We start from the raw sequence: 15,952 nt of genomic DNA on the forward strand, positions 1-15,952 counted from the left end.
AAATAATTCAAGATGCTGAAAAGTTATGCGCAGTAATTAAAATGCCATAACTGGCATTGAGATAATCACCGATCCGGATCTGGTCTGTTCCATTGGCATGATGTACGACCAGTTCCTGCGTCAGTGCATCAAAACTAAAAGAGTCATAACAGTCCTGATGCAGGCTTAACCAGTGTAAAGTGTCAGCCAGATTTTCATCTACAATATAGGTTTTGGCATGGAAATCTTTGCTCATTTAAGCCTTCTCATCATGTGGTACTGGTAATGATTTTAATGGATATGAGTTTAGATTAAATATAATGGATATAAAAAAGTGAGCATATCGCTCACTTTTTCTTGCAGTATTTTTTAATCTCTTTGGGTACCACATTTGCGGCATTCCCAATCTGCCCCAATTTCCTCCATTTGCTGGTATTCATAAATGTGCAGACAAAATATTTTTTTTAATAATTGAAGCATTGCTAAAACTCCTGTAATTATTTTTTATCAGCTTCTTGATCTTTCTTCCTGAAACATCCATGATTTTTGGTTTAAAAATCATATTATATTTATTAACATATTTTTACATTCTGTCAAATACACTTCGTCTGCTTTTTAAAGTTTTCTTTCTATTCAAATATCATCATTTCATAGGTTACTGATTTATAGAAGTTATCTTTAATCAATAAGGTTTTTACAAGATAAAAAATTGAGCTTTAAACTATTCTATAGGCTATATAACGCCTGATTCAGTCAATATCAGGCTTAGAGAGATTCGAAAAAAACTGAAGATAGATTCAGGCTTTCTATAAATTCGTTCAAATAATTTTGCCGGCATCATTACAGTGCAGCTAACTACTAGCCAGTATTTAATGCTTTTAGAAATTCCTTAAATTTTCTCTATAAAATTGAAATTTGAAAGCTGCTTTTTAGTTTGAAAAAGATCATAAAAAAGTGAACCAGAATCTGCTTTTGTGCCTACCAAGAAGAAATGATCAAAATATTTTTCGCCTTTACTTAGAATGATCTATTACCCACTAAAAGATTTTTATAATGAATTTTTAGACCAAGCGAATTCGGATCGATATCATGCATATCTATTTCCTTAGTCTATTTTAATGTGACGAAATTGCATCTACAGCTATGGTATAAGGTACTTCTCCACATTATTAGATTAACCCGAATCGCGGATAAAAAATTGACTTGAAAAATAAGAGGACTAGAGCCATCAGTTGAGTTACCACACAAAACTTAAAACTCTAGTCCCGATGTTTAATAGTACCGAATTATTTTGCGTAATTGATGATTTCTTTCTTAAATTTGAAGCAACCTACTGGAATTTCCTTAAACAAAGTCGTCGTTTCTCCAGAGTCCGAACCGCTCACTTGAGTATCTCAGAAATCACTTTTATCGCGATCTGGTATAAATGTTCTCATTTCACTAATTTCAAAGCATTTTTCACATGGTTGAAACAGGATAAAAATCATTTATTTAAAAGCTTACCCTGTTACCAACGGATGATTCATCTGATTAATAGACATCAATTAGCTCTACACGCTTTACATGTGGCGCTAATGAAAGGCCAAGGTACACAATATTTATGGATTGATTCAACAACTCTGCCAGTTTGTAAAAATCAACGTATTCAACGCCATAAATCATTAGTCCAAATTGCATCACGTGGTAGAAGCTCAATGGGCTGGTTTTATGGCTGTAAATTACATATTGTGATGAATCAATTTGGTGAAATTGCTTGTTCTGCTTTATCCAATGGACATTTGGCTGATATCAAAATGGTTGAGAGACTCGTTAAAGAGATGGAAGCAAAGTTGTATGGAGATCGTGGCTATATTAGTCAAGAACTGAAGAGTAGGTTGAAAGAGCAAGGTATTGATTTAACTACCTATCATCGAAAAAATATGCAGGCTATACAACTTTCTGAGTCAGATAAATATCACTTAAAACAGCGCAATAAGATAGAGACTTTATTCAGTTTATTGAAAGGTCAGTACAATTTAGTGACAAGCAAAGCACGTAGTGTTCATGGATTTCTAGGAGGGATTTACGCGTCCTTGTGTGCATATCAACTGATCCATAAAAATAAGCCAACAATTCAAATTATGAAGTCATCGGCTTAAGCAGGATTCGGGTTAGATTAATATAATCGTCATAAAGTTAGAAAAAGGTTTGAAATACGACAGGTTTACATTTCTTTTGATTCTTCATAAAAACAATCTCTGTACACGACAAATTTCACAGAACCCTTATCCTATCAGGATTCTGCTTTCTTAAAATTGCCAAAATTTCCTTAAACTCTTCTTTTTTCCCAAAACCAATTAAACGCTGAATCGCCATTTGAACATAGTCTAAACCATAGCGAAATAAACTCATTGAGAGTCGTCCATGCTTCTTTATTTTTATCGCTTTTTTTTGATTATGTTGCCATTCACCCGTTAAGTAACACCAACAGAAGCTTATAGCTAACACCGCAATCAATTTTTTCACTCGTCTAGGGTCTGTCAAGCGCGTATTTTCAAGATTAAACCCGCGTCCTTTGAGACAACTGAATAAGGTTTCAATTTCCCAGCGTAATGCATAATCCTGAATAGCATTGGCATTAAACTGAGGAGAAACGACGAGTAAAAGCTCTCCATTTTCTAACTGTAGTGCACTTATATATAGTTTCACCCGACCAACCAAAATCCGTCGTTTACGACATTCAATTTGACCAACTTTAAGATGGCGAAATAAATCACTAATTTTATGATTCTTTCCTAAATGATTGGTGACAATGAAGTTTTTTTAACACGAATGCAGAAGTTGATGTCTTGTTCAATTAACCATGTAAACCACTGCTCACCGATAAACTCTCTGTCTGCGAACACATTCACAATACGGTCTTTACCAAAAATGGCTATAAAGCGTTGAATCAAAGCAATACGCTCTTTCGTATCTGAATTTCCACGTTTATTAAGCAATGTCCAAAGGATAGGTATCGCTATTCCACGATAAACGATTGCGAGCATCAGGATATTAATATTTCGTTTTCCCCATTTCCAATTGGTTCTATCTAAAGTCAGTTGCACTTGGTCGAATGAAAACATATTGAAAATCAACTGAGAAATTTGACGATAATCAAAATACTGACCTGCAAAGAAGCGCTGCATACGTCGATAAAATGATTGTGGTAAACACTTGATGGGCAAGGCTTTAGATGCAGAAGAAAGATTACATGTTTGCTTTAAAATAATCACAAGCATGATGAGCGCAAAGCACTTTAAATGTGACTTGTTCCATTTTAGAGATTTGTTTAAGATAAGATATAACTCATTGAGATGTGTCATAGTATTCGTCGTTAGAAAACAATTATTGTGACATTATTTCAATGAGTTATCTATTTTTGTCGTGTACAGAGAAAAACAATAATAATTACAATGGATGTAAATCATGAATTATTGTGAGAATAAGGAATGATGACAGAGCAAAATCTGATACTACACAGACAAAAAATTGATCAGCTACTCCAGAGCAGTAGTTTGTCGCTATCTCCTGCTGCACAGCTAGGACAGAGCATTGTCAGTTCATGGCAGCGCTCATCTGTAGCTCATATCCCCAAAGATCGTTTGGCTGCCCTACTCCTCGATCTCAGGAAAGTGCGTTCACCCTCGACTTTAAGTCATGCTTTGCAATATTGCGCGCTGAGAATCTTAAACACATTGCCGAACAGTCTTCTATGGTATTAGCTCTAGGAGATATAGGTAGTACTGTAGTGTGGACAGCATCCAGTCCTGAAATGCGTAAGGTGGCTGAAAATGTGCATCTCATTGAAGGTGATCAGTGGCGTTAAGAACTGGTCGGGACCAATGCCCTTGCCCTGTCGATCAAAACCCAACAATCGAGCTGCGTGTTTTCCAGCGAACATTACATGCCTTCCGTGCAGGATCTAGTCTGTTATGCCTCCCCCATTATTGATCCTTATTCCAAACAGATTCTAGGGGTTATTGATCTGTCCACCCACTGGCAAAAACATAATAGCTTAGGGCTATTAGCAGCCGAACGTTGTGCATCCATCATTCAATCTGCTTTACTGGAATCGCAAAAACAGCGTTTATATATTCGTGCCTTTTCTGTCCCGCAGGTCATTTTTAATGGTAAAACCCTGACCATAACCCCACGCCAGACTGAAATTCTCGCTATTCTGGCTTTATTCCCACAAGGTTTAAGTCTGGATCACTTGCATCAGGCACTTTATGGCGAACGTAAAGTCAGCATGGGTACGCTAAAAGCTGAAATGTCACAGTTACGAGATATTCTGGGCGGTATGCTTGGTTCGCGCCCTTATCGATTGCTGGCGCATGTTGAAGCAGACTTCCTGCAAACCGAACAGTCTTTAGATGCAGGTTATATCGATTCAGCCTTAAAACTTTATACTGGAGTTTTTCTGGCAAAAACTGAAAGCCCATTTTTATGTGCATGGCGGGATTGTCTGGAATCACGTCTCAGTGATGCTATTTTCAAAGCCAATGAAACTGATGTGCTGCTGAAACATGTAGCACGTTTTCCTGAAGCAATTGATGCGGTTGAACGTCTGATTGAACTGATGCCAAAAGGTCATCCAGCACATCAAACCCTGCTTAAATTTCAGGATATTTAAAAATCAGATCATTTCTTGTTTGGCTTCTTGTTAGCAAGATAATTACGGCTATCTTCCATTGAGAAGATTCCAACTTATAAAAATATAAAAAGCATTTAACTAGGGTGTGTTGACACTTTTAGCTTAAAAAAATAGCGAAGTAGTAAAATCAAATCGCCAAACCCAATTTTACTATTCGCTATGCCTCGTACCATGCTGACAGATCAACACTGGCAAAAGTTGAAAGTTATTCTGCGTAATTTATCCATTCACCACAACTCAAATTTACGCAATTTTATTGAAGCTATTCTCTATAGAATTAGGACAGGTTGTCCATGGCGAGATATTCCTTCTTGTTTTGGTCATTCAAACTCTATTTTCAAACGTTTTAATCGTTGGTCAAGCAGCGGTAAGTTACTTAGATTATTCAAATTACTAGCCTCATGCCCCGATATGTAGTGGATTTTTATTGATGGCTCTCATGTACGTGCTCATCAACATTCTGCCGGCATAGCGAATCAATCTATTTCTAAAAGTGCAGGAGGAAACTCCTCAAAAATACATTTGATTGTTGATGCACATGGCAATCCTATTGATTTCATGATTACCGATGGAACCACACATGATGTTAAAGTTGCGCCTGATTTAATATCAACATTAGATTTAAAAGAGACAAAAGTGGTATATGCAGATAAAGGCTATGATTCAGAACCACTGCGTGAACAGATCAGGAAAACAGGGACTAAAGCGAATATACCAAAGAAAACGAATAGCCAATCGAACAATGACCATATGGACTGGTATTTATATAAAATCAGGCATTTAGTTGAAAATATGTTTTGTAGATTAAAGCAATTTAGAGGAATAGCTACTCGATATGACAAGCTCAAAAGAAATTATCAAAGTTCTGTTGCCTTAGCCTGTATATTTTTATGGCTACCGTTATAGGATTAATTATGAACAGTAAGTGTCAACAGACCCTACTTTAGAATTATAATTTTTTATTATAACATTTTATTGATTTAGCTCATGCTACGAATAAGCTTTTAGCAATACTCTGCTCATTCCAGTATTTTATTATTATCGAGTTCATTCAGTTAATTTTAATAAGCTATACCCTGATGAATTAACTGCCCAAATATATTTTTTGAAAGCAAAAATTTAGGCAAAAAAAAAGAGCAACGCCTGCTCTATATCCTTATCAAGGGTGTAAGGATCAGCCAAGAATATCGCATGGGGATACATTTATCTTGGCGCACTTCACTAAGAAGTGCGAACAGGGTTGCATAAAATGTAAGTCTGCCGAGTGGAGAGAATCGACTTACATAGAGGCTTACAGCGCCGCTTTAAAAATCTCTACGACTTGTGCATGGCTAGCCTTACGCGGGTTGGTCAGCATACAGGCATCCTTTTGCGCATTTTCTGCCATAATGGCAAGGTCTTCCTCTTTAACCCCTAAGCCTTTCAGACCAGATGGAATTCCAATTGAAGCTGAAAGCTGGCGAATGGCATCAATCGCTGCATAAGCTGCTTCAGTCACAGTTAATCCTTCAGTATTTACACCCATCAACTGGGCAATTTTTGCATAGCGATCCGGACAGGCAATCAGGTTAAATTCGCATACGTGCGGTAGCAAAATCGCATTACATACACCATGTGGCAGGTTATAGAAACCACCCAGCTGGTGTGCCATCGCATGCACATATCCGAGTGATGCATTGTTGAATGCCATGCCTGCCAGATACTGTGCATAGCTCATAGCATCACGTGCTTCAATATTTTCACCATTTGCTACTGCCTGACTCAGCCATTCACTGATCATGGTAATGGCCTTTTCTGCACAGGCATCCGTAATCGGATTGGCTGCCGTAGAAACATACGCTTCTACCGCATGGGTTAAGGCATCCATACCAGTCGCGGCAGTTAAGCCCGCTGGCTTGGCAATCATCAATTTAGGATCATCGATCGCGATCAATGGTGTACAACGCCAATCCACAATTGCCATTTTGACATGGGTATCGGTATTGGTAATGATACAGAAGCGTGTCATTTCCGACGCTGTACCCGCTGTGGTATTGACTGCAATAAGCGGTGTCATAGGCACAGTACTTTTATCAATACCTTCATAGTCGCGGATATGACCACCACCGGCAGTCACCAGGCCAATACCTTTGGCACAGTCATGTGAAGAACCGCCACCGAGTGATACAATAAAATCGCAGCCGTTGTCATTGTAGACTTGTACGCCATTATGAACGTTAATATCTGTTGGGTTTGGTTCTGCACCTGGGAAGATATGGCTGTCAACACCAGCCTCTTTTAAATAATTTGCGATGGTATCTGCGACACCAAATTTGTATAAGCCTTCATCGGTCACAATCAGAGCTTTCTTGGCACCTAAATTTTGTGCTTTAACGCCAATTTCTTTGGCACAGCCTGGACCGAAAAGTGAAACACAAGGGATATAAAAACCGTTTGTTTGATCTGCAATATTCTTAAAAGCCATGGTTCGATTCCTTCTACCATTCATCTTATTATCGGTGACCCTCACCGTGATTTAAGTATTCAATGAACGATAAAAGAATCCCACCTACTAAAAGCCTACCTTATGATAAGAGATTGAAATTTTAGTTATTTTTGAAGATAGATAGTGCTTAAATGAATTCAAAAAATAAAAAAGCACCTAAGAGTATTGCTCCTAGATGCTTGATGTATTTGGTGGGCCCAGACGGACAACAACCCTCTCCTACCCTATTGTTTTTATTACACTAATTAATATTAAAAAATTACAGGATACAAGCTAGGATACATGATTCAAGTGTTGTTTTTTTGACCAGTTGAACTTTTTTCACCACCGAACTCCCCTACCACATCACCGTGTTCACTGGATTTTTACAATACAAAGCTTCTTGGTGAAAGAAGAGCCGACATCAATATAATGGCAATTATCAATTTTAGTATGTTCTTTTACAATTGTGTGGCCTAGATAAATTTCATCAATACCATCAACAATATCATAGTGAGCTGAATGCTGACGAATTCTCCCTCTCCCCCATAATGCATTACTATAGGCAGAAGTTACACCTGAAATTTTATAGTCACCTTGTGCAATATCATACTTAAAAGCATTCCAATCATGAATATCGACATCTGCATGCACTACCCCAATGATTTTATGTGCCATTTGAACCTCTATGACTAAAGGCAATTGTTGGAAATGAGCTCTAATTTCAGATTGCTTTTCCAAGCTGAGTTGATAAAACCACTCCCCGCCATGACGTGTATGCATATCTTTTATTTTAGGATCATGTGCCGACATCATGCACATTTCTTCATGATTTCCTCTAACGGTGTGAAACCATGATTCTTCTAGCAAAGAAATACACTCAAGATTCTCTGTACCTCGATCTACAAGATCACCAGTACAAATGAGTAAATCATTGTGAAAGTCAAAATTGATTTTCTTGAGTTCTTGCATCAACAAACTATGGCAGCCATGTAAGTCACCTACCATATAGACATGATTTGCATGATCTGCATTTATTGTATAAATGAAGGAGCCGCTCATTAGCTTAATTATACCTTTCTGCTTTCACTATGATGATCACTTAAAAAGCTTCCAGTCAGTAGTATACTGGTCAAAACTATAGTCATAGGCAACAGGACTTTCTATATATCATCCAACCAGAGGAACACCATGATCTGACTTTCCATCCCTAGGAAGGGCATCAGAGAAACAAACTGGACATCCCCCTTTGAAACGATTCACTCGCGTTAATTGATGACAATCTTTGTCTCGATACATTTCAAAATCAGCATGCTCTTCACTGAATGAAATAAGCATCATAGGTACTTTAATCACACGATACTCGGGTAAACTCTAATTCTACATATAAAACCTAGAACTATTGGCTAACATTTTCCGAGAAAGTTATAGAAAGGCTCCAAATACTCAATGGATGAAGGATATCCCCTATAAATTTCTTGTCGATGCAATATGTAATACGATAAGTGCGAAAATTGGAACTTAACTAGTCAAAAAGTACCGTTTAGTACCTTATACCGTACTTACCGTACAGAGAAAAGAGATGGATCCGGAAATTTGAACAACTCCTATAAGTGATACTCTGCTCCTCAAATGATGTTATAAACATCAATATATGGAGTATTTTATGGCACGTAGACCAAGAAGAAATCATTCAAACGACTTTAAGGCTAAGGTAGCACTTGCTGCGATCAAAGCAGAAAAAACACTTGCTGAATTGAGTTCTGAGTTTGATGTTCATCAAAACCAAATTATTGACTGGAAAAATCAACTGATTTCAGCTTCCTCGCAAGCTTTCGATCAATCAAAAGCTCCAACAGAACCACCCATCGATCTAAAAAAACTACATGCAAAAATCGGTGAGCAGGCATTAGAAATTGATTTTTTAGAAGGTGTGTTGAAGAAACTGGGCCGCTTCAACCACAAAAGTTAATCGATGACTCACTTCAGATTTCAGTATCTAAGCAAGCTCAGCTGCTGAAAGTCTCCCGTGGTTGTTATTACTATCGCCCAAAACCTGTTAGCTCATCAGATCTGAAGCTGATGCGGTGTATGGATGAGTTACATATGCAATACCCTTTTGCAGGTAGCCGTATGATGCGTGATTTGTTGAATCGTCAAGGACATCATATAGGACGACGTCATACACGTACTTTAATGAAGAAAATGGGCATTAATGCGTTATATTGCAAACCAAATTTAAGCCAGGCTAATCAAGCTCACCGCAAATATCCATATCTGCTCAAAGGATTGGCTATTCAGCGCAGTAATCAAGTGTGGTCTACGGATATAACGTATATCCCTATGGCAAAAGGCTTTGTTTATTTATGTGCTGTGATTGATTGGCATAGCCGCAAGGTACTTGCGCATAGGGTATCGATTAGTATGGAGGTTACATTTTGCATAGAAACATTAAATGAAGCTATTGAAAAATATGGTCGACCTGAAATATTTAATACAGACCAAGGCAGTCAGTTTACCAGTGATGCATTTATTGATGTATTGAAATCAAATGGCATTCAAATCAGTATGGATGGTAAAGGTCGATGGGTTGATAATGTGATGGTTGAACGATTATGGCGGAGCGTTAAATATGAAGAGGTGTATCTCAAAGCCTACAGCAATGTTTTGGATGCGAAGAAGCAATTAAACGCATATTTTGAATTTTATAATTTGAAACGACCTCATTCGAGTCTGGACAAAATGACTCCAGATGAGTTTTACTATGACCAGCTACCACAACAAAATAAGGTAGCTTAACTAGAGCAGAGTATCACTTATAAATAAGCTTTTAGTTGTTCAAACATGTGGGACCACCTCTAAAATACTAAGTAATTTTGTGGTTCATCTACGTTAAATCGCACTACTTGAGACTTTGCAACATATGTAGTCTTTTAATGCTTGAATAAATTTACGAAATTAGGCCGACCTCATACCCAATTTTTCATTTAAACCTGAGTAGATTCAGGTAGCTATAATCTTTAAATCTTTATGCAACAAAGCGATCTGACAATAGTATTCGCTACTGTCAGATCTCACGGACTAATATCTTGCTTACTCAAAAAATATTTTGTGGCATATGTAATACCTCAAATGAATTAATCAACTTACTATCAGCTGAATCAATACTCAACCCTAACAATTTCTCCATATAGATTTTTGACCAAAATGGATGAATTACAAAATACTTTTTACCATTTTTTATATTTTCAATAGACCATAAATTTAAGCCATTAATTTCTCTTAATTTTGGAGGACTATAAATAGATGGTTTCAACATATTTACATTTATTAAACTTTCTTCAACTTGGTCATGCCAATTCTCAAGCTCAATATATCTAAAGTTACCGTCTAACCCACATTTATATTTTGGATCATACAATAATCGCAAAAAGCCTAATCCAAGTCGCCAATCTAACAGTCCATGATAGGTCCTATTGCCATAGCGTTGGATACACTTATAACAAGCCCCTAAACACGAGGCTTTATGTACCTCTGTACTAAGCTTCATACCCAAAGGATCATGATAATCTGATAAAATAGATTTTATTAATTTAAGTATAAGTGGTGAACCAGTGCCTTCTATAATTTCACTTAATTTTTGAGAAAATCCAGCACCATTGGCTAACTGATCACAAATCTGCAATACGGGTATACTTTCAATTAATTTTGGTTCAATTTGTTCAAATTCTTCTGGAGCTATATCTAATTCCAAAGCTGCTCTTTGAATAAGAATTTGTGTTGCTGAAATCAAGGCAGATCTAATTGCTATTGACTCCTTACTTCTACCCAAATATGAAAAATCAAAAATTTGATCCATTTTTTGAGGTTTTAAGTAAAGGCCATCTGTCTTCTTAAGAGTAGCCAATCCCACGCTTGAATGTTCATCATCATATTTAGATAAATATTTAAGATCTTCTAACCAGTATTTTGCTTTTGGTGCCGATAAGGACATTTTCTCTTTATCAAACATAGTAAAGCCCTTAAATACGCCACTATCTAAGTTTGCCCCCTGATTTAAACGCAGTACGAATGTGCCATTGTCTTCACTATTACCAATACTTAAATTACTCCCATTAACAACATTAAAAACTGTAGGCTCATTAATTAAAGTAACCACTCTATCGAAATGTTGGAATTCTAGTTCATCAATTTCTTTTTTGTTTAAAGGTTCTCCAGAAGATATGTATGCAGCAGGATCCACATATGGTCTAAATTGACTCTCACTCAATACATACTGGCAATTATGACATTTTAATATAATCCCATCCTGCTTTAGATTAATCATTGAACATTGAGGGCATTTTGCAACTTCGTACTTTTCGTAGAACCATCCATCTTTATCATTACTTCGTTTTTTAATGTCATAACCAAATGGTGGTATATATAGACTCGGGACAAATCCTTTGCTCTGATAAGTCTGTTTGTCTACCACCAAAGTTTGATTAGGTGCAAATTCATAAATTGCAGTTTCTGCATCACGATCCACACTGATTAATTCATTCTTCTCAGAAATACCTAAATAAAATTCTCGAACATTACTCGGCATCCCATATAAAGGTAAAATTCCTTTATTAGCTAAAAATTCTCCAAATGGTTTATTTGATTTTTGGCCTTCGTCCTTATATTTCTCAATTAGTTCCAGTAAATTATTAACAGAATACTTTAATAATTCCTTACATAGATATTCGTTGCCTTCAACCATTCTTTGTACAAATTGATTTTTTTCAGTCAATGTATCACTTAATGCTTGGTTAAGAGTTTTGTTCCATTCCAAAGAAGAATAAATTACCGAAGCATATGGGAAATCCCCATGTGTACTACCTAGTACTTCATCACCAGGGTATTTTTCACCTTTTCTTGAACAATTATCTTTAATTAATTCAAAGGCATATGTTAACCATACTTTATTAACAATACGCAGATGAATTTGAAGTAAGTTAAATGACAAAAATGGTGGTGGTGGTGGGTCAGCTGTAATTGCTTCAGGATTTTCATAATAATAAGTATCATGACTCTTATTACGACATAACGTAACAATCATTGAATAGGATTGGCCTCTACGACCAGCTCGACCTACACGTTGTTGATAATTAAATCTTTGAGGAGGCATATTGGCTTGATATACAGCCTGTAAAGAACCTATATCTATACCAACTTCCATAGTTGTCGTTACGGAAAGTAAGTCTATCTCTTGTGCTTTCTTTTTAATTTTATCGAACTTATCATCTTGCTCATCTTCAATAAAAATGCCTTTGAAATGCTGTAACCGCTGAGCAGGATCATTTGTCTGCCCCGTTAACTCTTCACAATGAAGTCTAAAAATATCCTCATGTATATTTTGACGAACTTTCTTCGACAAGTAATGCATATCCCACAATTCTAGAACCTGACCTGTAGGTGTTTTTGGCAATACTTCAAAACATCTTGTACATTTGCCCACTCCTAGGTGAAGATGTACCCTTCCACATTTTATACATCTGAAATATGGATCGTTTTCTGATGTTGGTTGCACATAGAGACGTTCCAAGTCTATCTTCATTGCTGGATGCCCTAAATTATCGAAATTCTGAATAATTTCTTCTAAAACCTTTTTAGGATTATTAGGGTCTAGAGCTTTTGCAAATTTATAAAGATTTGATTGAGGCCTTATATCAGAAGCTTTTGTATAGGGCATTTGATTTTCATCATCAAAATATTTACCGCCTCGTACTCTGTAATTATCTGCCATGACCCTCAGCCATGCATCAAGTTTTAAAGAATCAGGATCATCAGTCGGGCGTATACCTACCCAAGCTAAACCTGATTCTTCAAGGGCATATGTAGTTTTTGCAAACAATACTTCATAGGTTAGTTCATTAATATTTTCACGAATTTTTTCACGCGCTACAAAATTAGAACCAGCGCCTTCATCACTTCCTTTTTTCCATTTAGGATAATCATGATCTTGCCAATCAAACCATTCCCACCAAGATTGGTTTTGAATTTTCTCAATACCGCTAGCATCACTAGGGTGTACCCCCAGCCGTATCAATGAACTTAAAAAAGGAGATACCTTTAAATCATCTTTAATTTCGATCATTTCCGCCAGGCTTACCCTGTTTGGCACCGAATTTTCCGATAATTTTGCAAGTTTTGAAGATAATTCAGCAAGTAACGCAAAATTTTTCTCTTTAAAGGCTAATTCATATTGCTGTTCAAGCTCATCTCGATTACTAAATTCTTCTTTTTTTATCTGTAATACTTCAGAAATGCTTTTAACTAATAACAATCTTCTTAAATCTTGATGATGTAAAGATTCTATATTCAGAGCTGCCCTTGCAGCATCTTGTCGACTATCAGAAAATACAATAGTTTTTGCTTCTTCTGAGGTTTGCTTTAAAAAGCTAAATAACTGTGTTGCTAATAGCTGTGAAGTTTTTGCAAAACCACTACGAAATGAACGAATTGGAGATGCAGGACGAATATTATGATAAATACGACCTTGATAATTTGTTGAACAACATGGGCATTCGACTGGTAAGGCACCACCTGCTCGTTCAGTTGTTTCCTGATCTTTGGGTTCAAAGTAAAAACCAAAGATGTCTTCATCTGAGTTCCTTTGATTTAAAAGAATACCATTTCGAGCATCTAAAAATTTAGGTTTCCAAATTGAATTATTTATTGTCTTTTCATTATTTGCTGGAAGGAAAACAGCATAATTTTCCGCCATCAAGTTTTCATAAAGCGTATCTGTTGCTTTTTCTGGCAATTCTTCTAAATTAAAGCCAATCGTCGAAATACTAATTTGTGCAGCATGATCTTTACGTTTTTGACCACCAATAAACAACTCACCACAGGCCTCACATACTAACCATTCAAAGTTTCTTTGAATCCCTTGATCAGTCTGAATTAAATATTTTCCTCTATCGGTAGTTAAACTATTCTCAATGAAGGCTATTCCATTTTCAGTAGAATAAGGAGCAGCATATAAACCTTCTAAACTTTTAAAGAAAGTATGAATGCGCAAGCTTGGCAAACTATCTATTCTATAGTCCCTTGGCAAAAGATCATTCAATCCTCTTATGATCAATAGACCTCTTAAAGCCTTTAAGTTTTCACTTCCAAAAATGGATTTAGATAAATATTTTAAATTTCTCGGTTTAATAATATTATTTGTATTATCAAAGCAATAAGTATTTAATAGATTGGAGCTATATTCAATAAGTGCCTTTAGTCGTTCAATAAAAAGAAATTGAGAGAAGTTAAGTGAGTTAAAAATATTTATTAGATTATCTTCAAATGTTAAGGTCAAATACTCAATAGACTTGTCTGTTTCTCGAATTTTTTTATATTCATCATAATCAAAGTCAGATTTAACATATTGATCTGTAAACTTTTCAAATAACTCAGAATTCAGTTTATCAAACGTAGAATCGAAACCAATTTGCTCACCTGTAACAATTGCATCTAACCACTGTTTAATATCAGGTGAATCTGAGGTTCTTTTATATAATCCATTACAGCCAAAGAAATCAGTCAAGTACTTTAGACTTTCTGTAGCTAAAGACCCTTCTGTGGGCAAAGAAGCACTGGACGCTAATATTCTTAATTTATGGCTATGCTCTGGCTTATCTAACCCTAAACGATGAATAAGATATCGTATTAATCCTGCAATTTCAGTTCCTGCCGATCCTCGAATCAAATGCAGTTCATCTAGTACAAGATAGAAGTATGCATCAGGATCAGAGATTAACCATTGTTTAGTATTTTCAAATACCCCTTGGTCTACTTCCCTAGAAAGCATAATTGAAAGCATCGAAGTATTAGTAACTAAAATATCAGGTGGTGTTTCCTGCATATCCCAACGTGAAACTAACTCGCTACCTAGAACATTTGGAAATAAATATTGATTTTTTTCTGTGTTGCTTGTACTTAAATCATCGAATTTTTTTGCATTTTCATAATATTTTTGAAAATGTGTTAATTCATCTTTTAGTTTTTGAACTCTTTTTTTTCGAGACTTAATTTCATCTTTATCATCAGCCAATCTAGGATGATTTAAAAAGCCTGTCACAGGAGATTTAGACGTGTATCGACCGAAATAAATTCTATTACCATTGGCTTGCTGGTCTAGAACCTGAATTGCTTCGGGTGAAGATAATGTCTTTCTCAACCGTGTTAATTGATCTTCCACCAAAGCATTCATTGGATATAAAATTAATGCTCTTACTGCTTTAGGGCGTTCAGGATGCTCATCTATTCGTTGTAACCCGAAGCTAGTTCCATTTTTAAACCAAGTATTACCTTCAATTCTAGTTAATGGCTTTGGCCATTTTATCGCCTCCTTAGCAATTGACGCTAAGATCGGTAACATAAATGACTCAGTTTTTCCAGAGCCAGTACCTGATGTTACAACTCCTGGTTGACCATTTCGCACTCCTTTACCAAGCATTTGTGTTTGGTGGAGATATGGTTTATATAAACTCCTACGCATCAACATAGGACGTTTATTTTCAGGAAGGCCATCAAATAAGCCACTTAATGCTAAATTTATAAAAATACTTCTCTCTTCCGGAGAAAAATCATGTAAAGGATTGTCTTTCTCTAACGTGAGTAAATCTTCAAGACTGTAATCAGAAGCCTTATAACGAGGAACAGGTTCAATAATTGGAGAGTTAGTCAATGTATCCGTATCAACTAAGAGCGATCGTCTTAATGCTTGTAATGACGGATTACTAATTCTCTGTGTAGTTTCAATTTGTGAGATTAATAAGTCTCTTATATTTTGATAACCGCCAATGGGATCTAACATA

General features: G+C 36.1%; 7 protein-coding genes and 2 pseudogenes. 4 read left to right on the forward strand and 5 right to left on the reverse strand.

All coding sequences use genetic code 11. From position 1 onward, the window contains the following. Positions 1 to 7: 7 nt before the first annotated feature. Positions 8 to 235, reverse strand: coding sequence for a hypothetical protein (locus tag O4M77_RS08895; protein ID WP_125279759.1), 228 nt, complete (start codon positions 233 to 235; stop codon positions 8 to 10). Between the two features lie 1,012 nt (positions 236 to 1,247). Between O4M77_RS08895 and O4M77_RS08900 the strand changes: the two genes are divergently transcribed. Beyond that, complete coding sequence (locus tag O4M77_RS08900; RefSeq protein ID WP_323714099.1) at positions 1,248 to 2,117, forward strand: IS982 family transposase; 870 nt, start codon at positions 1,248 to 1,250, stop codon at positions 2,115 to 2,117. 115 nt (positions 2,118 to 2,232) lie between these two features. Here O4M77_RS08900 and O4M77_RS08905 read toward each other — a convergent pair. Next, a protein-coding gene (locus O4M77_RS08905) for an IS4-like element ISAba1 family transposase (RefSeq protein ID WP_085940648.1) occupies positions 2,233 to 3,323 on the reverse strand; the annotation gives its coding sequence in 2 pieces (ribosomal slippage) (positions 2,233 to 2,783 and positions 2,783 to 3,323; 1,092 coding nt in all). Positions 3,324 to 3,449: 126 nt separating this feature from the next. Here O4M77_RS08905 and O4M77_RS08910 point away from each other — a divergent pair. Then, positions 3,450 to 4,633: pseudogene (locus O4M77_RS08910) on the forward strand (transcriptional regulator). Between the two features lie 180 nt (positions 4,634 to 4,813). Continuing rightward, positions 4,814 to 5,560 (forward strand): annotated as a pseudogene (locus O4M77_RS08915) (IS5-like element ISAba31 family transposase). 385 nt (positions 5,561 to 5,945) lie between these two features. Here O4M77_RS08915 and mdh read toward each other — a convergent pair. Continuing rightward, positions 5,946 to 7,118 (reverse strand): iron-dependent methanol dehydrogenase, encoded by a 1,173-nt coding sequence (gene mdh, locus O4M77_RS08920; protein WP_159123263.1) that lies wholly within the window; start codon positions 7,116 to 7,118, stop codon positions 5,946 to 5,948. A 375-nt stretch (positions 7,119 to 7,493) separates the two neighbouring features. Then, a complete protein-coding gene (locus O4M77_RS08925) occupies positions 7,494 to 8,180 on the reverse strand; it encodes a metallophosphoesterase (RefSeq protein WP_180078326.1) in 687 nt (228 codons plus the stop codon). Positions 8,181 to 8,784: 604 nt separating this feature from the next. On the opposite strand from O4M77_RS08925, the gene O4M77_RS08930 reads away from it, so the two are divergent. Then, positions 8,785 to 9,917 (forward strand): IS3 family transposase gene (locus O4M77_RS08930; RefSeq protein WP_323713361.1). Its coding sequence is split into 2 segments (ribosomal slippage): positions 8,785 to 9,037 and positions 9,037 to 9,917, totalling 1,134 coding nucleotides; the frame shifts between segments, so codons are not numbered across the junction. 298 nt (positions 9,918 to 10,215) lie between these two features. Here O4M77_RS08930 and O4M77_RS08935 read toward each other — a convergent pair. After that, entirely contained in the window at positions 10,216 to 15,951 is a 5,736-nt protein-coding gene (locus O4M77_RS08935; protein WP_312208893.1) for a DEAD/DEAH box helicase, read from the reverse strand. Between the last annotated feature and the right edge of the window lies 1 nt (position 15,952).

The sequence above is a fragment of the Acinetobacter sp. YWS30-1 genome, assembly GCF_033558715.1.
Taxonomy (GTDB): domain Bacteria; phylum Pseudomonadota; class Gammaproteobacteria; order Pseudomonadales; family Moraxellaceae; genus Acinetobacter.

Excerpts from the sequence above, each read along its gene's own strand:
- O4M77_RS08935 (WP_312208893.1), bottom strand. The coding sequence starts at position 15,951 with ATGTTAGATCCCATTGGCGGTTATCAAAATATAAGAGACTTATTAATC.
- O4M77_RS08895 (WP_125279759.1), bottom strand. The coding sequence starts at position 235 with ATGAGCAAAGATTTCCATGCCAAAACCTATATTGTAGATGAAAATCTG.
- O4M77_RS08900 (WP_323714099.1), top strand. The coding sequence starts at position 1,248 with ATGTTTAATAGTACCGAATTATTTTGCGTAATTGATGATTTCTTTCTT.
- mdh (WP_159123263.1), bottom strand. The coding sequence starts at position 7,118 with ATGGCTTTTAAGAATATTGCAGATCAAACAAACGGTTTTTATATCCCT.
- O4M77_RS08925 (WP_180078326.1), bottom strand. The coding sequence starts at position 8,180 with ATGAGCGGCTCCTTCATTTATACAATAAATGCAGATCATGCAAATCAT.